Here is a 23,415-nt window from a genome sequence, read left to right as displayed (position 1 = left end):
CTAAATACTCATAGGCCCGGAGGGCCGAAAGCCCGGTGCCGGTGGCGCAGCCACTGGTTAACCATTCCTAGACACTCATAGGCCCGGAGGGCCGAAAGCACCCTGCCGGTGGCGCCAGCCACCGGTCGGTGACAACAAAAACCGACTAGGCCCGGAGGGCCGACAGCATCCGAGCATCAATCCCAAATCGAAAAATGCCTAAGCCCACAGGCAGTGGCATAGGGGCAATTGCTGTCGGCCCGCTGGGCCTAGTCGGTTTTGGCTTCGAATAACCGGTGGCTGCGCCACCGGCAGAGTGCTGTCGGCCCGCTGGGCCTAGTCGGTTTCTGAGCCACGGAGTGGCGACAGCCCGGTGCCGGTAGCGCAGCCACCGGATAACAATTGTCGGCCCGCTGGGCCTGGTCGGTTTCTAAGCCACGGAGTGGCGGCAGCCCAGTGCCGGTGGCGAAGCCACCGGATAACAATTCCTAAATACTCATAGGCCCGGAGGGCCGAAAGCCCGGTGCCGGTGGCGAAGCCACCGGTTAATACAACTAAAACCGGAAAGGCCCGGAGGGCCGACAGCACCCGAGCATCAATCCCACAAATATCGCTCGTCATATTCAACACCGGCTGCATTGAGCATACGCACATACTCTTCCGAATAACTCTCATCGGCATGATGATCGACTTGATTTTCAATGTAGGCAATCACTTTTGCTTTCGCATTACCGCTGACTGTGAACACACCGTACCCATCTTGCCAGCCGAACTTGGCGATCATCCCGCTTGACTCATTAAAGTGTTTGGACGAGTTCGACTTCACCTCTCGCATAAAATCAGCGATGCAGTGCTGCGTCTTCAGCTTGACCAGCAAGTGAACATGATCGACCCAACCACCGATACGAATCGGAACACCATCGAGTCCGCGAACTGTCCCGCCCAAGTATTCAAACACACGATCCCGGGTTTGAGGTTGAAGATAAGGTTTTCGATTCTTGGTGCTAAAGACAAAGTGATACAGCAACATGTGGTGGGTCGAAGCCATCTTTTTGATCCTTGAATTTGCGGAATAGATTAGGCCTGTGGTGTCTGGATCGCTACCGGCCCGATCGCTCTATCGACAAGAGTAGCGGGACTCCGGTGGCTTGCCAGCCTGTCGATTGAATCGATATTCAAGCGGTAATGGTAAGCCGTTGGCCGTAACGGCTCGGGCAATGCGGTAGGCCCGGCCTTAATCGACATGCCGCTGCGCCACCGAGCTGTCGGCCCGCTGGGCCTATCGACAAGCGGTGGTGGGATACCGGTGGCTGCGCCACCGGCACTGGGCTGCCGGCCCGCTGGGCCTAGTCATGCTGGGCCTAGTCATGCTGGGCTGGACAGACCAGACCAACTAAGTCGCCTCTGAGTTCACGACCAGGCCCGGAGGGCCGACAGCACCCTGCCGGTGGCGCCAGCCACCGGCAAGGTGACAACAAAAACCGACTAGGCCCGGAGGGCCGACAGCATCCTGCCGATGGCGTCAGCCACCGGTCAGTGACAACAAAAACCGACTAGGCCCGGAGGGCCGACAGCATCCGAGCATCAATCCCAAATCGGAAAATGCCTAAGCCCACAGGCAGTGGCATAGGGGCAATTGCTGTCGGCCCGCTGGGCCTAGTCGGTTTTGGCTTCGAATAACCGGTGGCTGCGCCACCGGCAGAGTGCTGTCGGCCCGCTGGGCCTGGTCGGTTTCTGAGCCACGGAGTGGCGGCAGCCCAGTGCCGGTGGCGAAGCCACCGGATAACAATTGTCGGCCCGCTGGGCCTGGTCGGTTTCTGAGCCACGCAGTGGCGGCAGCCCGGTGCCGGTGGCGAAGCCACCGGATAACAATTGTCGGCCCGCTGGGCCTGATCGGTTTCTGAGCCACGCAGTGGCGGCAGCCCGGTGCCGGTGGCGAAGCCACCGGATAACAATTCCTAAATACTCATAGGCCCGGAGGGCCAAAAGCCCGGTGCCGGTGGCGCAGCCACCGGATAATACAACCAAAACCGAAAAGGCCCGGAGGGCCGACAGCGATTTCAATCTTAGCCACCGGCCACTCAGCCTAGGAGACCGTTTTAAAACGTAGCTGATCCCAGCAAAGCCGCCACCGATGATGACGACTTTCGATTTCGTTTATTGTTCAGTCATTCGCTAAATTGTTGCAGTGCTTATCAGAAGTCAAGCGAGGATACCGTGAACCACATGCCCTTCGACGTCGGTAAGCCGGTAACGCCTGCCTTGCGAAAGGTAAGTTAGCCGCTCGTGGTCGATTCCCAATTGATTCAGAATTGTTGCGTGCAGGTCATGGACGGTCACCTCATCGCGAACGACTCGGTAGGACAATTCATCGGTTTCGCCGTAGTTAAGCCCCGCCCTGAATCCACCTCCGGCAACAATTTTGGTGAAGCAGTTTGCATGGTGATCGCGACCGTAGGACTTGGCGACGTCACCACTTTGGCTAAACGCAGTCCGGCCAAATTCGCCGCCCCAAATTACGATCGTGTCGTCTAGCAAACCCCGTTGTTTCAAATCCGTAATCAGCGCCGCTGTTGCACGATCGGTTTCGCGACAACGTTTGGGCAAGTGCGATGGAAGATCAAAGTGGTGATCCCAGCCGGAGTGATAGAGTTGGATGAATCGAACATCTCTTTCGGCAAGCCGGCGTGCCATCAAGCAGTTGAAGGCGTAGCTTCCGCTTTGACGAGCTTGCGAACCGTAGAGATCAAACGTGGATTCCGGCTCATCCGACAAATCAGCCAAATCCGGCACGGAAGTCTGCATTCGAAATGCCATCTCGTACTGCGCGATACGTGTTTCAATCTCGGGATTGCCAGTCCGCTGTAACTCCTCGGCGTTGAGTCGATTGATCGTGTCGAGCATCCGGCGTTTTTCGGTCAAGCTTTTGCCACTGGGATCATTCAGGTAAAGCACCGGTTCAGCTCCGCTGCGAAACCTTACACCCTGATGTCGGCCTGGCAGGAATCCGTTACCCCAGAGCCGAGAATTGAGCGGCTGCATCGTCGGCAGATCTCCGCTAGAAACTAGGACCACAAAATCAGGCAGATCACGGTTCATGCTGCCCAGTCCATAGCTAAGCCAACTGCCTATGCTGGGTCGGCCGGCCAAGTTGTGCCCAGTTTGCATGAACGTCATTGCCGGATCATGGTTGACTAGTTTCGTGCTAACGCCTCGGATTGTGCAAACGTCATCAACAATGCCGCTCATGTGGGGCAACAGATCGCTGACCCAAGAACCACATTCTCCGCGTTTTTTGAATTTGTATTGCGTGTCGATAATCGGGTGGATCTTGTGCTCACTGGTGAACCCGGTCAACCGCGACGACTGCTCGACGTTCGCAAACATGTCCTGGCCGTGCAGCTTGTTAAGTGCTGGCTTGTAGTCCATCAGATCCACCTGCGACGGGCCACCGGACTGAAACAGGTAGATCACTCGCTTGGCCTTGGCTGGGTGATGAGTCACCGGTTCGCCTTGGCCATCAGGTCCATCAGCGGACAGCATGCTGCCAAACGCCATCGCACCAAGTCCGCCGGTGATTGTGCCAAGCGCGCGGCGACGGTTAATCCCGGCCAGCATTGATTGGATTTGTTCGTTCATTGTTTACTTTCGCGAGAGGGTTTCGCTGAGGTTAAAGACGGTGTGGTAAACATCCGTCAGTGCGGCAACATGGGGTTTGTCAATTCCGCGCTTTACGACTCGGTGTCCAACAGATAACAACCGCTCCGCAGCATCGGGGTTGTGCCGGTAAAAATCCAGCCGATCTTGGTACAGGTCTTCCAGTAAACGAAGTTCAACGTCTCGCGGTTGTCGCGACAAGATCTCTCGGAATCCCTGGGCGATCGCCAACCCAGCCTCTTGCGACATACCCGCGTTTGCCTCACCCATTGCTCTGGCTGCTTCAATGTAAGTTGGGTCGTGAAGCGTAACGAGCGCTTGCAACGGAGTATTGGTTGCCATCCGTTGTACCGTACAAACATTGCGACTAGGTGAGTCGAATGTTGCCATCGCTGGGTGGGGAGCAGCCCGTCGCCAATAGGTGTAGAGACTCTTTCTGTACAAATCCGAACCATCGCTTTGAGTGTAGGTTTCCACATGCGACGGCGGTGCATTTAGATCTTCCCAGACGCCCGGCGGTTGATAGGGCATCACGCTTGGGCCGCCTATTTTTCCGGTCAGCAAACCGCTCGCAAAAAGAGCTTGATCACGAATCAGTTCAGCAGGCAAACGGAAACTTGGGCCTCTGGCAAGCAAGCGGTTTTCAGGATCATCAATGCTTGTGCGAAAGTTAGATGATTGTCGATAAGTCGCTGACAACACGATATGGCGAATCACCGTTTGCAAGTCCCAGCCACTGTCGCGAAACTCCGCTGCTAACCAATCAAGCAACTGCGGATGGCTTGGTAGTTCGCCCTGCAACCCAAAGTTGTCTGACGTCTTCACCAAGCCGATTCCGAAAAACTGTTGCCAAAGCCGGTTCACTGTGACGCGTGCAAAGAGCGGGTTGTCGTCGGAGCAAAGCCAGCGAGCCAACCCGAGTCGGTTGGGCAAGTATCCATCGAAGCTTGGCAAGACCTTAGGCGTTCTTGGGGAAACCTCTTCGCCCGGCTGATCAAATAGACCCTGCTTCAAAATATAGGTCGTGCGAGGTTCTTCCTTCATAACCATCGCTAAAACTGGTTTTGACGAATTGTCTTCGCTGAAACCATGCTCGATAAACGGAGCCGCCGCCATTTGGTCTCTGCCTGGTTCACCAGGTGCACCGCTCTCTGCACTGGTGTTAAAGAACGCGTAAAGCGAATAATAATCGTCCATGTCCAGCGGGTCGTACTTGTGATCGTGGCAACGCGTGCAGTCCATCGTCAGACCAAGAAACAGGGTGCCGGCGGTGGACGTTTTGTCGTTCGCATACGTGACACGGTACTCTTCGTCAGTAATGCCACCTTCAACCGAATAGCCGTGATTGCGATTGAAGCCAGTTGCGATCAATTGCTGCTGTGTCGGATTTTCCAACAAGTCACCTGCTAATTGTTCGGTAACGAATTGGTCATAGGGCATGTTTTGCTGAAAGGCTTGAATCACCCAGTCACGCCAAGGCCACATCGTTCGCTGGTTGTCGAATTGAAAGCCGTTGCTGTCGGCGTACCTCGCATTGTCCAACCAAATCGTCGCCATACGTTCGGCGTAGTCGTCGCTGGCAAGCAACCGATCGACAACCTTTTCGCAAGCAACAGGTGATTGATCGATAAGGAACGCATCGATTTCAGCAATGCTTGGCGGCAAACCGATTAGGTCTTGAGTGACACGCCGCAGCCACGTCGCGCGGTCGCTCGGCTGCGCGGGTGTGATTGCTTTAGCATCCAAACCTGAGATGACGAAAGCGTCGATAGGATTTACGCCAACACCAGGCTCCCCTGGTCGCAAGATTGGCTCAAACGCCCAGTGACCTTCCCATTTCGCGCCTTGGGAAATCCATCGCCGAAGCGTTGCCTTCTCTTTATCACTTAAAACCAGGTGCGAATCCGGCGGGGGCATCACCGTATCTTCGTCATCCGATTCGATCCGAAAAACAAGGTCACTGTCGTCTGGATCGCCCGCGACGATTGCGTCCAGGGCACCTTCCTCGGTGTCGAATCGCAAGCCCGCCTGGCGGGCTTCCGCATCAGGGCCATGACACACGTAACACTTATCCGACAAGATCGGTCGAACATCACGATTGAAGTCGACCGCTTTCGCCTGGCTAGCAAGTGCGGCAAGTGCCAGCGTAAAAGTTAGCAAGTGAAACTGAAGGGAAAGCAAACGATGCATGGCGTTTCGTCGCTTAAGACTTGGCATGGCTAGTTGGAAACCTCGGCAATTACTTACTACTCAATACTTTGCGTGGAAGATCGGCTTTCTCTGTCGATCCGGTGCTCATCGGTGGATTGTCGGGATCGATCTTTTGGTTTTCCCAATACAAACCATCTTCACGTTCTTCCAAGATTCGTTGTCCGCTGCCCGGTGCCAACGGCACTTGGTTGTGTGGCACGTATTGCTGCAATCGCTCTTTGACTTCGGCGAGTGATTCGTCGTCGATGCGGTTATTGAATTCGTTGGGATCCTGTTGCATGTCGTACAACTCTTCGCTGCCGTCGGCGTAGTGAATCAATCGATAACGTTCATCGCGGATTGATGAGTTACCAGGATTGTGTTCGGTCACTGCTGGTCGCTTGCTCTTTGCATCGGCGTCTGTAATCAGCGGCACCAGGCTGACGCCTTCGACAAACTCAGGAACCGGCAACCCGGCCAGATCCGCCAGCGTGGGAAAGACGTCTAACAATTCGACCGGTTGATTACTACTTCGCGGCTCGATGCCTTTGCCGGTAAAGATCAGTGGCACGTGAGTCGATCGTTCCCAAAGCGTTGTCTTGCCCATCATTTCTTTTTCGCCCAGGTGGAAACCGTGATCGCTCCACAGGCAAATGATGGTGTTGTCTGCGTGCGACGATTTTTCCAGGGCGGCCATCACGCGTGCGACCTGGCTGTCCATAAAACTGATGCTTGCTAAATAGGAACGCACCAGGTTTTTGTGTTCGTTGTGATGTTCCAGCCAGCTCAACCTTGGCTCGGGAAGGTTCCAGTGCAGGTACCAACTAAACGGCGAACAGTTTGCACGTTCGTTTTTTTGCATCGGCGGCATCTGCAACGTTTCTTCCGGGTACATGTCCCACCACTTTTGCGTGACATGACAGGGGACGTGAGGCAAGAAGAAACCGACCGCCATAAAGAATGGTTTGTCGCCGGGCATCACTGTCAGTTTTTCTTCCGCCCAATCAGCAACTTTCCAATCGCCTTTTTGATTGTCCTGGTGATCAAAGACGCCCCAATCAACCCACGGATTGTTGCCGGCGGGCGTGGGCGGGATCAGCTTTTTTGGTGGCGTGATTCCTGGCCAACCGCCTGGTCCCCAATGTTGGAATTCGGGATCAGAACCCGCTGGCAAATTGCGTCCCCAACTATTGTGGTAAACCTTTCCGGCAGTGTAAGTCTCGTAACCAGCGTCGGCAAAATACTGGGGCATCGATTTCGACTTCGCCAAAGCCGGTATTTTACGAAACCACGGGTTTAGTCCATGCACGCCCGTCGTCGCCGGTCGCCGCGACAACATCACGCTGGTCCGCGACGAATTGCACAACGGCGATTGGCAGTGAGCGTTGCGAAAGTTCAACCCCGCTTCGGCTAGCGCCTTGATCGCGGGCGTCTTGACTTGCGGATGCCCACCAAGCGGTTCGATCCAATCGTTCAAGTCGTCCACACAGATCATCAAGACGTTGGGGCGATCAGCATTTTGTTCCTGCGCAGTATTCTGGTTTTGTGCATTTGCAAACGAGTTGAAAAAGCAAGTTCCGCAGATAACGCTGACGATGTGGCAGAAAACGATTCGGCTTCGCAGGGTGACATTCATTTGGATATTGGCATTCTGGGTTACGTTCAAGGTTTAAAAAAAGATGGCTTCGATCAAACGATCAAAGCCATCCCAAGATTTGCTACTCAACAAAAGCGAAGGTGATCAAAATTCTTCCTGGATCACTTCTTTGCTGGCACGTGATCCAAGTGAACCCCAGAGTCCGTAGGGGGAACGAGACCCTGGTGCTGCACCGTTACAGTACGGGCCACCAATCGCTGGCGATTCGGCCACGGGGCTAGCACTGCTGTTGCCGGCCTCGATCGAATCGGTGATGAACTTGATTGCACCATCGCCCATCAACACATGGACACCGCCTTGATGGCGACTACTCGGTGGAACGATTCCATCACTATCGATGCCAGTCCCGCCTAGGACGCATTCGCTGTTAGGTGGCAAGATCGTATTGACCATCGAAAAACAAGGCGCTTTGTTAGCCCAACGGTATCCGCGACCAAACGCAGCACCACCAATGGGCGTTGTGTCACGCCAAAACTGAGGACGCAACGGATCGATCCAGTCACGTGCACCGGCACGCGCCGCAATTGGCAGCATCGTAATTGACATTGCATGGTTGCATGTCGTCGCCTGCCCACCGCCGGTCGCTGGCATCGTTCGGTTGTCACGATCGCCTAAGTCGGTCGCGATTTCGCCAGCGGCGATCGTGTTGGAAAGGCCATCCAAAATGTCACGGAAACGCATTCTTTGACGCACCGTAAAGAAGCCTCGCGCACCCGCACGGTGATTGATCGCGCGGTTGGAACCCTGGGTGCCCGTGGTCGTCAGTTGATTGTTCAGCGGACCATGCGTCAGCGTTGGGAAGTTTGAATCCCCCATGCTTGCCGCGTAGTTCGTTCGTCCCCAACCGGGCAGACCAGAACCTGGATCGCTCGGACATCGGAACGCCTGGATCTCAGTCCGCCATGGGATGTAGTCGGAACTGAGGTCCATCGCACCGATCACTGAGTAACCTGGCACAGGCCCCATCGCGGGGAATGGCAGCGGAGCAGTGGCCGCGGGCGGAATGTTGCCCTGCAGGTCATTGTTCATCGGGTTGGAAATTTGCTCCCACAAAGCTTGCGCTTCGATGAAAGGTAATAGACCTACCAAAAAACTCAGCTCACTTTGGCTAGTGCGAACCGTATCGTCGAACCAGTTGGCGGTCGCTGGATCCATCCCTGTTCCGCCACCATGAATTGGCAGCGAGTTATAGGCTGAATGGTAATTATGAATCGCCAAACCAATCTGCTTAAAATTGTTGCTGCAACTCATCCGACGTGCTGCTTCGCGAGCGGCTTGCACCGCTGGCAGCAGCAGCCCGACCAAGACGCCAATGATGGCGATCACGACGAGCAATTCGACGAGCGTAAAGCCCGACGACCCTCTTTTTCTAAACATGTCTAAACCTCGATTTAAGAACAAAAAACAAACATCAAATTGTCAACTTGCCTGCACAATGTGTCGCCACGTTGATCGAGCAGTTACCTGCTCATTTCATCAGCGATCGCTTTCGCCTTCGCTTCTTTTTCTGCTTCCGACAATTCTTCTCCCATGACTGCCGGGGCCGGTGCGCCGGCCTCGGGAACGCTGGTGTCACTGCTGCTGCAACCAGCAACCAAAAAGCTGGAGAGCAAGAGTCCACCGATTGCCAAAAAAGTTACTTTCATCACTACGCCTTTAATAAGAAGGAACTTCGATCGGCTTCACCCTTCGCGAAATCGCTACGGACGTTGCCATGATTAAGGTGGTTGCAGTCAATGCCGGCGCGAAACCGATTCGCGGACAATCAATTCGCCCTGCATCAAAACGGATTCGGTTTTCTTGCCCGACAAGATGGTCGTTACCGCCTTCACCGCCGCCTCGCCCATCGCATCAGCAGGTTGACGGATCGTCGTCAGCGGTGGTGGCATTAACGCGGATTCGATTTTGTCGTCGATGCCAACGATTGATACCTCGTCGGGCACCCGGATGTTGCGACGCGACAGCGCCAAGCGAACACCAAAGGCACTCAAGTCATTGGCCGCAAAGACAGCGGAAAAACTCTTGCCCCGCATCAACCAGGATTCCACCGCCAACACGCCGGCTTGGCCGTAAAAGTTGCCGGGGAAGATCAGATCTTCGTCGATCGGAATGTTCGCTTCAGCGAGCGCCTTGCGATAACCTTTTTCGCGATTGACGGCATCTTCATGCGACGGATTGCCGGTGACATGTGCGATTTGAACGTGGCCAGCGTCAATCAAATGCTTCGTCGCGTTGTATCCCATCGCGACATTGTCGACACCAATACAGACGCCATTCCAGCCTTCGATCTGACGAGCAACCATCACCATCGGGACAGCGTCTTCGCCGCCATGAATTTCATCAGGCGTCAGGTCACCGCCCAGCACAATCACTGCATCGACCTGCCGATCCAACAGCGTATTGATCGCTGCATTTTCAGCGTCATGTTCGTACATCCCGTCACTAAAAATCGGTGCGTACTGCGTTTGCCGTAGGCTTTGAATGATCGACCGAGCGATCGAATCATAGAACGACGTACCGATATTCTGAGTCACGATACCGATCGTGTTTGAGTGCCCATTGGCTAGACTGCGAGCAAACTGGTTGGGCTTAAAACCCATTTCGTTCATCGCGACCTTGACAGCTTCTCGCTTCACTTCGGTGACAGTGGTCGGTCGGTTGAGCACTCGGGAAACGGTCGCCTTCGAAACGCCCGCACGTCCTGCGATGTCCTCGATCGTGACCTTAGAAGTACGCATCTCTGTCTTCGCAGCCTGTGGGAGTTTTAGTGTTTTGAATCAGAACGCGACGCGACTTTTTGAAGTTCAATTGACGAAATTGAAGTCAGGAAGCCGACGTCACACCTTGAAACCGTTATCACGTCATTTCGCCAGCACTCACCAGCAAAGGAAGATTCATTGCGCCTGCGACTTGATTCCGGGGCGTATCCCCACCTTACACGTGAAACCGCTTTCAAGCAAGCAGTTTTGTAGTGCCAATTCGCGAATTCTTACGCTTTCGCAATCCCGCCCAGCTCGAAACACCGCATCGAAGCAGCTTTAAAGCGCCCCACCCGTAGCTGATCCCGCCAGGGTTCAGTCGAACTCGACCCGATCGTGAACTGCCCCGGAGGGGTAATAGCACTTTGCCGGTGGCCAACGGCCACCGGTAACCGACCAGAAAACATGATTTGCCCCGGAGGGGTAATCGATCCAATGAATGCTCGCTGTCGCCCCTACCGGGGCTTGGGATTTTGCTGCGTTTAGCTCCCGTGGGCCAAGGCCCACGGCACAGTGCTGACGCCCCGTCCGGGGCTATCGTAAGTGGCACTCAACCTTTAAATACTGAACTGCCCCGGAGGGGTAATAGCACTTTGCCGGTGGCCAACGGCCACCGGTAAACGACCAGAAAAGATCATTTGCCCCGGAGGGGTAATCGATCCGATGAATGCTCGCTGCCGCCCCTACCGGGGCTTGGGATTTTGCTGCGTTGGACTCCCGTGGGCCAAGGCCCACGGCACCGTGCTGACGCCCCATCCGGGGCTATCAAAAGTGCCACTCAACCTTTAATACTGAACTGCCCCGGAGGGGTAATAGCACTTTGCCGGTGGCCAACGGCCACCGGTAAACGACCAGAAAAGATCATTTGCCCCGGAGGGGTAATCGATCCGATGAATGCTCGCTGCCGCCCCTGCCGGGCAACGCTATGAAGCATTCTACGCTGCGTTTGCGAGCCGGTTTTCGTTGAGTTTTTGTTGTTCTTCGAGATCAGGTGCCCTCACCTTTGGATCGCCCAGCGGCTTCTTGTCTGGATTGTGTGGGCGATACCGAGCCTTCTTGTCAGTCCGGTTGTTGTAGCTTGCGATTACGGCCGTTCGAAGAACCTGATCGAGCAACTCGTCGCTAGCGACCGACTCATTGCGCTCCCGCATCGCACGACGGATCGCTCGCATCGTTTCGGCGAGACTCACCCGAATCGGTTCGTCAGATTGCTGAGGGATCTGCTCTCGTAGAGAAAGCAACTCGGCGTAAGCCTGCGAGAACAACGACCAGTCTAATTCCACAACGACCCGTTCCGCTGAGCGACAACTCAGGATGCCTTTGTCGAGAGTCTGTTTGAGGCCGCGAAACTCGACTTCGATCTCCCGTTCACAATGCGCTCCTTCGCTTCGGCTTGTACGTGGTGTACGAAATGGTGAACGATCCATCGCCCACTTTGAGTTATTTATCGGCTGACTGGGCCTGGGGTCGTCAGTTCAATTGGCGTTTTTGTTTCGCCCCATCCACGACGATAATCCCGTAGCTTGGTCAGTCGTTCAAGCTCAGGTGCATCCGCATGTAACGCCCATTGGCCTCTCGCTTCGGATACCTTGCGCGCTTGTATCCAGCCGACGCGGATCCAACGATGCAACGTTGCGACGGGCATACTCAGTTTCATTGCCAACTCGCTTAACCACCACTCATTCACGGCCAAGTGAGTTCTGTCACTGGATGACTTACCCGCGTCGCCGCGCTCAAGTCGTAAACTTGCCAGTAGACGGGTCACCATCGACTTGTTGAACTTTTTCGATCGCTTGGGTGGACGATATCCTTCGGCATTCAGACATGCGGCGATCTCCGCTGAGGACGTACCAGTCGATTGCAACTCCTCGATGCGTGCAACAAGTTCCGTGTAGTTGCTCAGCTGTTTGTAGCTGTCGACCGGACGCGATTCGTGATGATGACTGTTGAATCCACCGACCCAATGAACGTCCACGTCAACCTGTTCGTTTGACGGATTCGCCGACACGACGACTCGATCTAACAGGAGCCGTGCGATCGTTTGGCGATCCTCGCAGGTCGTCGTCTCCGCTCGCCAAAGCGATTCAATGTTTTCCGATAACGAATGGATCAGTTCACGCTCTGACGCCGATAAATCATTGGGTTGGTCGGCTGTGAATCGTTGATAATCTTGACGCAATGTTTCTTGCTCAGAAAGCTTTTCTTCCCAGCGACACTCAAGTTGTCTTGCCACCAAACGGTTCTCTGGATCGACCGCAGCGTAGCTTCGCCGAGCCAACTCCGTTTCGTAGTTGATCCGCTCCAACCGATGCTTCCACCTGCGGTCGTCCTCGCCGCGCTGCTTGGCGATATCACTTGCTGCGGCGAGGCTCACTTCCAAGGAAGCCGGACGGATCGCTTCGAGTAACAAGCGACCAATCGACTCATCGAGATCTCGTCCAGCAAGGCTCTGACAAATTTCTTCGCCGTAGTCGACCGCACCTCGCTGGCAGGTGTAACGTAGATGTTTGCCGCTGTAGCTGACACTCATACTGCGACCACAGCGACCGCACACAACCAGTCCTGCCAAGAGGCTCTCGCCGCGACCGACGGGACTGGAGAACCGCCCCGCTTTACGGCTGTTTTCCTGTAGTTTTCGCTGGTTTTTCTCGAATTGCTCCCAACTGATGTAGGCCTCGAATCGATCTTGAATCAAGACTCGACAGTCTTTGTAATCACGCAAGGTTCGACCGGTACTTGGACGACCAGGGATCTTCTTTCTCGCGTCCACGTCGCGATGGCCCCAACGATACGCACCTGCATAGATCGGATGATGCAACAGGTTCAGCAGAGTCACGCGATTGGGCCGACGCCACTGAAGTTCACCTCGATCGTCTCCGAAGTGGGGACGCACTGGGATCTGAACTTCGTCGTGGACCAATGACTTGAGCAGACCGCTGATGCTGCCCAACTTGGCGAACCGATCGAAGATACTTCGCACGACACTCTGAACCGATTCATCTGGGTCAATCACGAAATTGTCGCTCAGTGTGCGGACGTAACCAATGGGCGCATGATTGAGTACTTCACCACGCTCGGCTTTGTTACATAGTCCGCGATACATTCGATTTCTCAGCAGATGCAATTCCGCTTCGCTCATGGTTCCCTTGAGTCCTAACAACAGTCGATCGTTGTGATCGCTTGGATCATAAATCCCATCGGTGTCCAATAGCAGTGTTTGGTAGATCGCGCAGATCTCCAGCAACGCATGCCAGTCTTTACATGATCTTGCCAAGCGACTCATTTCGATGCCGAGTATCAGCCCGACTTTGTCGTCACTGACCTCCGTGAGCAATCGCTGAAATCCTGTTCGGGCCACCATTGATGTCCCGCTTTGCGCTTGATCTTCGTCAATGACGATGACTTGACTCCGATGGAAGCCAAGTTCGATCGCGCGATCGACCAATGCGTATTGCAAGGCTGTCGACTCGCGATGTTCTCGCACCTGATGAGGACTCGACTGCCGAACATAAACAATGGCCAATCGATCAAGGTGAATCTGCTTTAGTTTTGGCGAGACTAGGTTCGCGAGCGTTTGCCTGGGAGATTGCGTAGTGGGTTCAGACGTTCTTGGTGACTTTGGTTTCGCAGTTGCTTTACTCATGACTTGCCTCCTTTTGGCGAGGAGGCATTTGTGCGGCGAGCATGATCGCGAGTCGATCGACGATCGCTTGTCTTTGGCTTTCGGGCAGTTGATGCCAAAGTTTCTTCAGCCGCACCGTCCTCGCTGGAGGACGGGCCTGCGCTATCGTCCCGGCAGGTCGGCGCGGGGGGGGACTTCTGGTCTGGGCATGACAAACCTCCTGTGTCAGTGGAATCCGTTGGGTGGGCCAGAGTTCGCTGCTGCGTCCAGTTTGCTAGCATAAGCAGCGCCCGGACGCAGACGCGATAAACCCCATTTTTCTCAGGCGGCAAGCAGATACAAGGGGTGTCTTCCGGCGTATCTTGCTTGGTAGTTCTCCACTCCCCATCTCATTTTGTAGAGCTTGACCATTCGCTTGACCGATAAATCTCTGCCGTTCAAGACGCTCGTCAGCAGCCATACGGTGGTTTTGCCCAAGGTCACCTTCTTTAAACGCAAACGCAGCGGTTTAGCCCCTGATTTCATCTGTCCTTTGGGCCAACACAGAACGATGCCGCCGGACTTCATCGAGAAATCTGCTTGTTCACTAAGCAAGCTCACATTGGCTCCCACGCGAACGAGGAAGTCGTTTCCGCTGTTGATGATCTTGCTCCACAGTGGATAGCCGATGAATCCCGCGTCACCACAAAAGAGCGTGTTTTCCGGGAATTCTTCCTCCTCAATCATGTCTTGAACGTGCGCCCGTTCACTCGAGTTGGAGGGACCGATCTTCCATGTCCACGGAAGCTTTAGTCCCATGTGCCACATCATGGTCAGCCAGACTTGCGGCTTGGGTTGATGCGGTTTGTTCTTTTCATTCTTGCTGCGACGCATTCCCTTGGTCTGCTTCTTACGATACTTGGCAGTCTTTCCACTGCCATGGTTTGGAGCACAGAACGCATCTTCGTTGGACTTGGTCCGCGGTGTTGTCAATCTTGATCCGTCAAAAGCGATGGGGGCATACTTGCCGACGCGGAAATGCTTTCCCGAAATGGATTCGGCTGTTTGGTGAAGTTGCTTTCGGACCGGAATCCGCAGTTGCTCGCCATAACCGGCTAGCGCGTTCATCATGGACGTGTAGCTGTTGCCGACATGCGTCAAGCCGATGTCGTGACAGGTTTTCAAAGTGAACTCGAAGCGATCGTTGAGATGCTTGTTTTCTTGCCATCCGAAAAGGATTGCCTGTGAGACGAGTTGTTCGGGCTTCCACTTGATGTTGCCATGCAGAATCCAGTCTGCAAAAATTTGGTTCTCGGGAAACAAGACTTCCGTGAAGATTTTCTGCAACACGTCTCGATTCTTGACCTTGTATTGAGAACTGGGGTTGCGAGAGCGTCGGGATCGAGATTGCTTACGAGACATGGCCAGATTCCTTTCTGACTGAAGCGTTTCAGTTGGTGTGGGGGGAATCTGGCTTTTTTCATGTTCCCACGAAAATGAAAACCCCAATTTTTTCGGTGCCAAAATGCTTCATAGCGTTGCCCGGCAGGGGCGGCAGCGAGCATTCAGCGAATCGATTACCCCTCCGGGGCAAACCATGTTTTCTGGTCGATTACCGGTGGCCGTTGGCAACCGGCAAAGTGCTATGCCCCTCCGGGGCAGTTCAGTGTTGAAAGCAAGTGCCATTAAGCGATGACCACGCAAGTCTCGTGGACGCGGGGGACGATGCCCCAATGCCACTTACTTAGCCCCGGACGGGGCGTCAGCACGGTGCCGTGGGCTTTGGCCCACGGGAGCCAAACGCACCAAAAACCCAAGCCCCGGCAGGGGCGGCAGCGAGCATTCATCGGTTCGATTACCCCTCCGGGGCAAACCATCTTTTCTGGTCGATTACCGGTGGCCGTTGGCCACCGGCAAAGTGCTATGACCCCTCCGGGGCAGTTCAGTGTTGAAAGCAAGTGCCACTAAGCGATGGCCGCGCGGTTCGGCGGTTGAGTGCCACATTATGCCGGGATCAAAACCGGGAAGTTGTTTCGTGACAAATCCTAAGCGGATCGCCATCTCGAACCGAGCAAGTAATCTCGAATGCTGAAGATGTTGCTCGAACATGCCCCGGTCTTCCCTTCCCTCAACATTGAAAACTCAAAGGCTCCCTGAAAAATCTCGGCGTTCGTGCGGCGCACTCTTCCGTCGAATGAGCCTTAAAGATCGATCCAAAAAAACTGGTCACGAAACAACGATTAAACCGCTAACGCTCGATGACAAGACGCTAACAAGAATTCCATCAGGCCTGCGTGCGGACTTCTGAACCTGTTTGAGTAGTATCGCGTCGAATAGCGGTTCACTCCTCCACGTGATGAATTGACGCGTTCGTGAGAACGCGGAAAGTGGGGGCGTGACTCACCTTGCCGTCGATGCGGTATCGCTTCAATGGGGCCAACTGATCATGGCTTACTGTCACTGGTTTTTAGCTTCGCTTCGGCTTTGTTCGATTTCCGCGATCCAAGCCTCTTGCCACGACTCGTATTTTTGGTCCCAAGATCGGGCCAGTTTGGTCTGCGATTCTGCCTCATTCAACCTTCCCTGAAAGCGATGGTGCCTGGCCATCCAGTGGTGATGGTTCGCCCGCGCGGAAGCCGCCGTCACGTTCGGTGTTTCTCGAAACCCCATTGCAAGATGCCACTTCATGCTCGCATGGTTTCCTAAATGACAACTGCTGCGCAACACCTTGACTCCTTCGCTGGCAAGAGCACGACACGACTGCCAAAACAGTGCCGACGCCAAACCCTTTCGATGATATCGTGGGTGTACCAAAATTGGCTCGACCGCAAGTCCATCGGGAGTTTCGCGGATGAAGATCGCTGCGACTGAATCGTTTCCATCGACAACGGCAAAGGAATGTTTAGCGAGCCCTCGCCGTCTTCGGGTCGAATTCTCTGGAGCGAAAAAGGCAGACATACTTCGCCGCTGCTCCTTCTCAAATGCTGCATCGGAGTAGCCTGCAAATTCAATGGAATCATCGAAGGCATTGATGTGTAACTGGACAAGCGACTCTCGATCAACGTCACCGACCCCACGAATGTCATAGGTACTCTTCGAAGTGGAAGAAGCTGGAGGCGTTTGATTAAAACGCAACTCAAACTTGGCAACGGCACCGTGGCTCGGCGACAGCCGAGCCATCCCGTCCCAATACTCATGCTTCCACCCCAACCGATGCGGCATGACACGGAAATCGTCGATCGACATTGGGATTTCAATCAAGGATGCGGGCATGATGTCTCTCATTGTGCATAAGCGAACGTTACTTCATCCAAGCAATGTACTCACCGGTCACAGCGGTTGATGCCGCTCGCCAATTTGGTTTTGACCGACCTTATTCAACTTAATCGTTTTCGAAAAAACAAGTTGTGTTTTTTGTCACTTTGCCTGCGAGCGATCGCCGATGACCGTGCAGACCCATTGGGCGAAGCCTGCCGCGAATCGTCGATTGGTTAGCGCACCAAGCCCCCGATGGTCAGGCAAAACAGGGACAATCTGCAATCGCACTTGCTATCATTTCAGCCAACAACTCTCGCGCGTGCCCTGTCCCCGTTCGATTGTGTCCCCGTTCGATTGTACGATTCGGCCCTCGAAGACTTGCACGAAGCCGAACACGCACTGGCCGATCTTGACGAAGAGACCCGCAAGCGTGAAAGCTGGGAATGTCAAGACATCGAGAAAGCAGAAGCAACGCCGTTCGACCACGAACGAAAACGCTACCGATCGCAAGCTAAAGAGCACGCATCGATCCTGGCCAACCTGCAGACCAAAGCCAACCAAGCCGATGGCGTGGTAGCCGCTCTGCAAGATCGCTTGGCCGACATCGAAGACCGACTTTTGGAACCGTAAGCGAATGAAAACTGACAGGGCGTTCGTTGCGTAGTACCGGAAGAGACCATGCCATATCCAGGCTTTCTGGCTTCAGATACGATGGAGCAAGGCCGATTCATCAACAGATATGATCATCAATTCCCCCTCGTCTCAAAAAATGACAGAAACCGTCGACTTCCTGAGCCCAAGACTTGTCGGTGACCGTTTCAACGGCCACGCGATACCGCTTGAGGTGTTGAAGGATTTGTCGGTGTTGGAAGAGTTGATCGTTGAGGTGGCGAAGTGGCACTACAGGCAGGACAATCCCACTCGAAAACGGATCCCAAAAGGATTCGCAGATGAAGTCTCGTTGCAAGTTACCGAGATCGGAGAGGGAAGCGCAATCCCCAAAGTCGTGCTAGCAATTGCCGCCGCCTCTTCATCCCTGTTTCCAGTCGATCACCGCGAGTACTTCGAGAAAGCGAAAGCCTCTATCGTCGAAGCAGTTGATTGTGCCGAGAACCAAAAGCCGGTCACTGGTTTGTTAAGTGAAAATCATCTGGCCTACTTTGACCGAATTGGGCGAAGTCTTCGCGACAGCGAATCGCTAGAGCTCAATTACCCCGATACAAACCGCCCAGCACGCTTAAACAAAACGACGCGGCGATACCTAACGCTGGCTACGTCTTCGACCCAGGGCTACACCGAAGAGGTCCGTATCCGAGGACGCGTGTTTGAAGCTGACCAAGAGAAGGAACGATTCAGACTTCGACTGATGGACGGATCACAAATCCCATCACCGATTCAGCCAGAGCATCTCGATAAGATCCTAGAGGCTTTCAACAAGTTCAAGGAAGGATCTCGAGTCATTATTGAAGGAGTGGGGCGGTACGACCGGCGTACAGGGCGTTTGACAAAGCTGGAATCCATCGAGCACATCAGCGTTCTCGATGCCATGGATGTTGGAATACGTCTTGAGGAATTCAAACGGCTCAAGAATGGATGGATGGAAGGAAAAGGGCGTGCGCCGAAAAACGACCATCTCGATTGGCTAGCCGAGGCTTTCGAGAGTTCCTATCCAGATGACCTGCCGTCTCCGTATCTCTACCCCACGCTCGAAGGCGGAGTGCAAGCGGAATGGTCCAGCGGAGACTTGGACGCGTCTCTCGAAATCGATCTGGATAAGCGGCTTTCAGCTTGGCATCTACTGAACACGGAAACTGATGAAGAATCGGAAGCAGAGTTCAATCTCTTGCGACCTGAAGATTGGGTGAAACTTGCAGAGATGGTGAAGGGAGTTTTCGGAGGTAACGAAGCATGAACTCCGATACGATCTTGATTCGTCAGATCCACCCTAGCTTTGTGCAGGATGGACGCGTCGGATCCAACGCATTCTGTCCGACCCCAAAAGATGAGGGCAAGCTTTCGACATACGACGGTGACAAAATTGACGCAGAAGGAGCTTGGCAACACTACACGGGCGACCTACGCCATTCCTCGGTGGGTGCGTATGGATTTAGTGTTGGTGAATGCGAGTCATTGGATCTGCCAGTAAGCGAAGACCCTGAACCTTTCCCAGAGCATGTATTGGTTGACTTCACTGCCCACGGTAGCAGCGCGGTCAAAAAGAAAGGAAAGAAGCTTCGCAAATACGCGGTTGATAGAGGCTGGCTCTACCAGCAAGCTTAGTCCTCGCGAAAATTACGAACGGTGCTTCTTGAAATTCTCGGCCTGCTCGTAGATCTCTTTGTAAACCTCATCACGGTCCACGGGCGGATAGCCGTGATTGGCCAGCACCAGAATCAAGTCGACCTTCAATCCCGCCTTGATGTCGGCGCGTTGGCTCCAATCGGTGTACTTCACCTTGTCATCGACGACCAACTTCACGGCCTTGGAAAGCTCCAACAATTTGTCTTCGGGATAGGTGAAATCGTATTTCACCGCCAGACTTTTCAGAATGTCGTAGAACGCTTTCTCTTCCAGGTCGATCCCCAGATCGCCGAAGGAATCACGTTCGTCTTTCAACGCTCGGATCAGATCCATAATCTCGCCTGAAAAATCATCCAGGACATCGCTGACCAAAACGCTTTCTTCATCGCGTTCGTTGTACCGATCAACCAGCGATTGAAACTTCTTCGTGAACTCGATCCCCTTGGCACGATTCGTTTTCTTGAAATCCTCGATCGCCTTGGCCAGCAACTGCTGCAGCAATTTGATCTTCGTATTGGGCAGTTTGATCTTCTCGATTTTTGCCAAATATTCAGGATCAAAGAGGTCGATTCCATCCACCGACCCCAGCTTGAAGATCTCCTCGACGCCATCACTCTTGAGTGCCTCGGCGATCATTTCACGCACCTTCTTGTTCATCTGCGCCGCGTCGGGGGCGTTCCCCTTGGTCAGCTTGAACACGATCGAGCGGACCGCGAGGTAGAAGTGGATTTGATCACGCTCGGCTTCGCCGAGCGCCTCGCTGCCGCAGCAAATGTCGTAGGCGGCTTTCATCCGCCGAACCAACGCCATGAACCGCTTTTCGATCTTATCGGTTCGCATCGCGTACTCGGCCGCCCGATTCAGGCAATCGAGTTGTTCCACTGAACTGCCGGTGAAATAGTCGCTTGCATCGAACTGCTGGAAAACCTGGCGCAGCAGATCCAAATGGTCCTTCACGGCAACCACCGACAACCCGATTTCCTCGACGTTCTGCTGGTCGGCTTGGTTGTAGTGAGCCATCGCCAAATTCATTTGAGTCTTGATCCCGATGTAATCGATGACCAATCCCTTTTGCTTGGACTCGAACCTCCGATTCACCCTGGAAATCGTTTGGATCAAGTTGTGTCGCTTGATCGGTTTGTCAATGTAGATGCTGTCGAGCGCCGGCACGTCAAAGCCCGTCAGCCACATGTCCACCACGATGGCGATCTTGAAGTTCGATTTCAGGTTCTTGAACTGGCGATCGAGTTCCTTGCGATACTCCTGGCTGCCCAACAGATCGTACAATTCTTTGTCGTCGTCTTTGCCGCGAGTCATGATCATCTTGATCCGCTCCATCGGCTTGATCTTCTTGCGTTCGATTTCGGTCAGGCGGGTGCCCTCGGCACATTCGCGGACCTCGTTCCACCGGGGACGCAGCGCGATCACTTCCTTGAAGAACTCCCAGGCGATCTCGCGTTTGCTGCACACAAACATTGCCTTGCCTTCGATCGTCGAACCTTCTTCGATGCGTTTTTCGTAGTGGTCCACAAAGTCGGCGGCCAGGGCTTTGATCCGATCGGGATCGCCCAGGATGGCGCTCATCTGGGCAGACGCTTTCTTGCTCTCCTCGATTTGATAATCGCTGGCCCCCTCGTCGGCGCAGCGCTGGTAATAGGCTTCGATTTCCTCCAGCTTCTTGTTATCCAGCAACACCTTCGCGGCCCGTCCCTCGTAGACGATCCGCACCGTGATTTCATCCTGGACCGATTCAGTCATCGTGTACGAATCGATCACTTCGCCAAACACATCCAGCGTGGCGTCGATGGGTGTTCCGGTGAAGCCAACGAAAGTCGCGCTGGGTAGCGAGTCGTGGAGGTACTTGGCAAAGCCATAAGTCTTCTTCACGCCCTTTTCGGTCACCTTGATCTTCTGATCCAAGTTGACCTGGCTGCGATGGGCCTCGTCGGAAATGCAAATCACGTTGGAGCGATCGGTCAGCAGTCCCGCACTTTCGGTAAACTTATGAATCGTCGTCAGGAACACGCCACCGCTTTGACGGCCCGCTAACAACTCGCGAAGCTGATCGCGGCTTTCGACGCTAAGAACCGTCTGGTCGCCGATGTAGGTCTTGGCGTTCGTGAATTGCGTTGAAAGTTGGTCATCCAGATCCGTGCGGTCGGTGATCAGCACAATCGTCGGGCTCTCAAATTCGAGGCTCTTCATCAGCAGCCGGGTCAGGAACAGCATCGTCAAACTCTTGCCGCATCCGGTCGCGCCAAAGTACGTGCCGCCTTTTCCGTCGCCCTCGGGTTTGCGTGCTTGCCGGATGTTTTCGTACAGCTTGCACGCGGCGTAGAACTGCGGGTACCGACAAACGATCTTCACTTCCGCTTTGGAAACATCCGGAAAGTAGATGAAGTGCCGGATCACCTGCCGCAAACGCCGTTGGTCGAACAAACCTTTCAGCATGGTGTGCAGCGAGTTGATCCCGTCTCTGGTAGCCGATTCTTCGCCCGTGATCTTTTGCCATGTGTAATAGAACTCGTAGTCGGCGAACAACGAGCCCATCTTGTTGTTCACTCCATCACTGATCACGCACAGCGCGTTGTACTTCATCAGTTCGGGGATGTCGCGAGCGTAGCGGATCGTCAGTTGCTTCCACGCATCGTGCAGAGTGGCGTTCTCGCGGATCGCGCTTTTGAACTCCAGCACGACCAGCGGCAATCCGTTGATGTAAAGAACGCAATCGGGAATTCGCAACTCGCGGCCTTCGATTTCCAGTTGATTGACGACTCGGTAGATGTTCGTGTCCTGGAAGCCTTTGAACGAGTCATAGCTGCTGGGCTTTTCGCCGACCGCGGTTGCCAGTTCATCAAGGCTTTCGGAATCGGCACCACGACCGAGCGGCAAACCGGTGTAGTCGATCAATTGAATGTAGAGATCCTTTTGGTCGCGGTCTTCGCGTTTGAGCAGGAAACCGTCGGAGACCCATTTGCAGATCGTTTTGTTGGAGTCGTAAAGATCGGCGGCGTTCAAGGCGTCGAGTTGACGCAGGATCGAATCGATCTCGCCCGGCGTGATGTTGTCGGCGGCATAGCGTTTCGCCAGGTAGTCGCGCAGATCGCCGCGGATCAAGACATCGCTGGGCTCTCGGACAATCTCGGTCCCCGGCGTGTACGGGTAGCCTTGATCACCCAGCAGGCCGATGATCGCCTCTTCGAGTTTCGCTTCGGTGAATTTTTCTATTCCTGCCATGGCCCGCCTGATGTCCAGTTTTTAACGAATGGCAAGTCACGGACGATTGCGTCAGCGACCGGGGAAAGAGTGGCTAGTCTTGCTCGAACCGACGCGGGGACATCCCTGATGTTCTTCTTATTCACAGGATGGATTCCAGGTACGGACGAATCGGCCTCGATACTCGGCAAGTGCTCGCATAGTCCAGGAGCGCCTGAACGTTTCGTTTGGGTTGACCTTTGTAGAATTTGATCGCTTCAATGACAGTGTCCAGGCCGATCTGATTGCGAAACTTGAAACAGTCGGCAATCGTTTTCTCACGACAATAGACGGGAATCTTGAAGCCATCGATCGTCACCTGTTCGATTCCTTCGACAAATGCCTTGTCGCTGAACCGAAAGGTACGGATGGGCGGATAGTCCATTTGTGGTGGAGACGCGTTACGAGCAATCGCCAGATAAACCTCGTGCGGGATCTGAGTTGTCAGTTCATGAATTGCCAGGGCGGAAATCAGGCACACCACGCCCTTGGGCACCTTGGCGGTGACAGTCACGAGATCCGGATTTCCCAGCGGAGGCTTATCCGCTAGGCGATAGAGTCCCCGGCTTTCCCGAACCACGACTCCGCACTCAGCCATTCTTTGCAGGGTGTTCCGGTGAATCCCTGCGCGCACCGCCTCTGCCATTCGCATCATTCCCTGGTTCTGGTTGATGATGTCGATCGCGGATTGGATGGCAGTCGAATGTGTTGTTGGGCTCATCTGAAAATGTACGAAAGAACTCCACTTATTTTTACCT

16 protein-coding genes are annotated in these 23,415 nt (G+C 54.3%); 3 read left to right on the top strand and 13 right to left on the bottom strand.

Annotation, left to right across the window (positions count from 1 at the left end; translation table 11 throughout):
* Nucleotides 1–574: 574 nt before the first annotated feature.
* The 11 genes from tnpA to RC85_RS12055 form a co-directional block, all read right to left on the bottom strand.
* On the bottom strand, nucleotides 575–1,027 hold the full coding sequence (gene tnpA / locus RC85_RS12105; protein ID WP_068262977.1) for an IS200/IS605 family transposase: 453 nt from the start codon (nucleotides 1,025–1,027) through the stop codon (nucleotides 575–577).
* 1,154 nt (nucleotides 1,028–2,181) lie between these two features.
* The gene (locus RC85_RS12100) at nucleotides 2,182–3,618 is read right to left on the bottom strand and encodes a DUF1501 domain-containing protein (protein ID WP_068262976.1); all 1,437 of its coding nucleotides are present in this window, start codon (nucleotides 3,616–3,618) and stop codon (nucleotides 2,182–2,184) included.
* 3 nt (nucleotides 3,619–3,621) lie between these two features.
* Entirely contained in the window at nucleotides 3,622–5,853 is a 2,232-nt protein-coding gene (locus tag RC85_RS12095; protein WP_084422598.1) for a PSD1 and planctomycete cytochrome C domain-containing protein, read from the bottom strand.
* A gap of 22 nt (nucleotides 5,854–5,875) precedes the next feature.
* Nucleotides 5,876–7,462, bottom strand: coding sequence for a sulfatase (locus RC85_RS12090; RefSeq protein ID WP_068262974.1), 1,587 nt, complete (start codon nucleotides 7,460–7,462; stop codon nucleotides 5,876–5,878).
* Between the two features lie 105 nt (nucleotides 7,463–7,567).
* Nucleotides 7,568–8,860 (bottom strand): DUF1559 domain-containing protein, encoded by a 1,293-nt coding sequence (locus RC85_RS12085; protein WP_068262972.1) that lies wholly within the window; start codon nucleotides 8,858–8,860, stop codon nucleotides 7,568–7,570.
* Nucleotides 8,861–8,943: 83 nt separating this feature from the next.
* Entirely contained in the window at nucleotides 8,944–9,129 is a 186-nt protein-coding gene (locus RC85_RS12080) for a putative periplasmic lipoprotein (RefSeq protein ID WP_068262968.1), read from the bottom strand.
* Between the two features lie 87 nt (nucleotides 9,130–9,216).
* On the bottom strand, nucleotides 9,217–10,221 hold the full coding sequence (locus RC85_RS12075) for a LacI family DNA-binding transcriptional regulator (RefSeq protein WP_068262966.1): 1,005 nt from the start codon (nucleotides 10,219–10,221) through the stop codon (nucleotides 9,217–9,219).
* A 956-nt stretch (nucleotides 10,222–11,177) separates the two neighbouring features.
* Nucleotides 11,178–11,525, bottom strand: coding sequence for a hypothetical protein (locus tag RC85_RS12070; protein WP_162273201.1), 348 nt, complete (start codon nucleotides 11,523–11,525; stop codon nucleotides 11,178–11,180).
* Nucleotides 11,526–11,686: 161 nt separating this feature from the next.
* On the bottom strand, nucleotides 11,687–13,885 hold the full coding sequence (locus RC85_RS12065) for a recombinase family protein (RefSeq protein WP_084422597.1): 2,199 nt from the start codon (nucleotides 13,883–13,885) through the stop codon (nucleotides 11,687–11,689).
* Nucleotides 13,886–14,185: 300 nt separating this feature from the next.
* Nucleotides 14,186–15,265 carry a transposase gene (locus RC85_RS12060; protein ID WP_068262960.1) on the bottom strand — a complete coding sequence of 360 codons (1,080 nt, stop codon included), beginning with the start codon at nucleotides 15,263–15,265 and terminating at the stop codon, nucleotides 14,186–14,188.
* Between the two features lie 1,035 nt (nucleotides 15,266–16,300).
* Nucleotides 16,301–17,116, bottom strand: a complete 816-nt coding sequence (locus RC85_RS12055; RefSeq protein ID WP_068262958.1) for a GNAT family N-acetyltransferase — start codon at nucleotides 17,114–17,116, stop codon at nucleotides 16,301–16,303.
* Nucleotides 17,117–17,455: 339 nt separating this feature from the next.
* Between RC85_RS12055 and RC85_RS12050 the strand changes: the two genes are divergently transcribed.
* From RC85_RS12050 to RC85_RS12040, 3 genes are all read left to right on the top strand, one after another.
* On the top strand, nucleotides 17,456–17,731 hold the full coding sequence (locus RC85_RS12050; RefSeq protein WP_149752714.1) for a hypothetical protein: 276 nt from the start codon (nucleotides 17,456–17,458) through the stop codon (nucleotides 17,729–17,731).
* Between the two features lie 139 nt (nucleotides 17,732–17,870).
* Complete coding sequence (locus RC85_RS12045) at nucleotides 17,871–19,013, top strand: hypothetical protein (RefSeq protein ID WP_068262952.1); 1,143 nt, start codon at nucleotides 17,871–17,873, stop codon at nucleotides 19,011–19,013.
* Nucleotides 19,010–19,381: a hypothetical protein gene (locus RC85_RS12040; RefSeq protein WP_068262951.1), complete on the top strand. Its 372-nt coding sequence runs from the start codon at nucleotides 19,010–19,012 to the stop codon at nucleotides 19,379–19,381. The genes RC85_RS12045 and RC85_RS12040 overlap by 4 nt, the downstream gene beginning before the upstream one ends.
* 12 nt (nucleotides 19,382–19,393) lie before the next feature.
* Here the strand turns inward: RC85_RS12040 and RC85_RS12035 are convergent, their stop codons facing one another.
* Together RC85_RS12035 and RC85_RS12030 are read right to left on the bottom strand one after the other, a co-directional pair.
* Nucleotides 19,394–22,639, bottom strand: a complete 3,246-nt coding sequence (locus RC85_RS12035) for a type I restriction endonuclease subunit R (RefSeq protein ID WP_068262948.1) — start codon at nucleotides 22,637–22,639, stop codon at nucleotides 19,394–19,396.
* A 121-nt stretch (nucleotides 22,640–22,760) separates the two neighbouring features.
* Nucleotides 22,761–23,378, bottom strand: coding sequence for a type IV toxin-antitoxin system AbiEi family antitoxin domain-containing protein (locus tag RC85_RS12030; protein ID WP_068262947.1), 618 nt, complete (start codon nucleotides 23,376–23,378; stop codon nucleotides 22,761–22,763).
* Nucleotides 23,379–23,415: the final 37 nt, after the last annotated feature.

This window comes from Rubripirellula obstinata, from assembly GCF_001642955.1.
Lineage (GTDB): Bacteria > Planctomycetota > Planctomycetia > Pirellulales > Pirellulaceae > Rubripirellula > Rubripirellula obstinata.
The sequence above is the reverse complement of the archived record's forward strand: the minus strand, read 5'-3'. Positions and strand labels throughout refer to the sequence as shown.

Bases quoted from the DNA above. Each gene is read 5' to 3' on its own strand.
- tnpA (WP_068262977.1), bottom strand. From the start codon at position 1,027: ATGGCTTCGACCCACCACATGTTGCTGTATCACTTTGTCTTTAGCACC.
- RC85_RS12100 (WP_068262976.1), bottom strand. From the start codon at position 3,618: ATGAACGAACAAATCCAATCAATGCTGGCCGGGATTAACCGTCGCCGC.
- RC85_RS12095 (WP_084422598.1), bottom strand. From the start codon at position 5,853: ATGCCAAGTCTTAAGCGACGAAACGCCATGCATCGTTTGCTTTCCCTT.
- RC85_RS12090 (WP_068262974.1), bottom strand. From the start codon at position 7,462: ATGAATGTCACCCTGCGAAGCCGAATCGTTTTCTGCCACATCGTCAGC.
- RC85_RS12085 (WP_068262972.1), bottom strand. From the start codon at position 8,860: ATGTTTAGAAAAAGAGGGTCGTCGGGCTTTACGCTCGTCGAATTGCTC.
- RC85_RS12080 (WP_068262968.1), bottom strand. From the start codon at position 9,129: ATGAAAGTAACTTTTTTGGCAATCGGTGGACTCTTGCTCTCCAGCTTT.
- RC85_RS12075 (WP_068262966.1), bottom strand. From the start codon at position 10,221: ATGCGTACTTCTAAGGTCACGATCGAGGACATCGCAGGACGTGCGGGC.
- RC85_RS12065 (WP_084422597.1), bottom strand. From the start codon at position 13,885: ATGAGTAAAGCAACTGCGAAACCAAAGTCACCAAGAACGTCTGAACCC.
- RC85_RS12060 (WP_068262960.1), bottom strand. From the start codon at position 15,265: ATGTCTCGTAAGCAATCTCGATCCCGACGCTCTCGCAACCCCAGTTCT.
- RC85_RS12055 (WP_068262958.1), bottom strand. From the start codon at position 17,116: ATGCCCGCATCCTTGATTGAAATCCCAATGTCGATCGACGATTTCCGT.
- RC85_RS12045 (WP_068262952.1), top strand. From the start codon at position 17,871: ATGACAGAAACCGTCGACTTCCTGAGCCCAAGACTTGTCGGTGACCGT.
- RC85_RS12040 (WP_068262951.1), top strand. From the start codon at position 19,010: ATGAACTCCGATACGATCTTGATTCGTCAGATCCACCCTAGCTTTGTG.
- RC85_RS12035 (WP_068262948.1), bottom strand. From the start codon at position 22,639: ATGGCAGGAATAGAAAAATTCACCGAAGCGAAACTCGAAGAGGCGATC.
- RC85_RS12030 (WP_068262947.1), bottom strand. From the start codon at position 23,378: ATGAGCCCAACAACACATTCGACTGCCATCCAATCCGCGATCGACATC.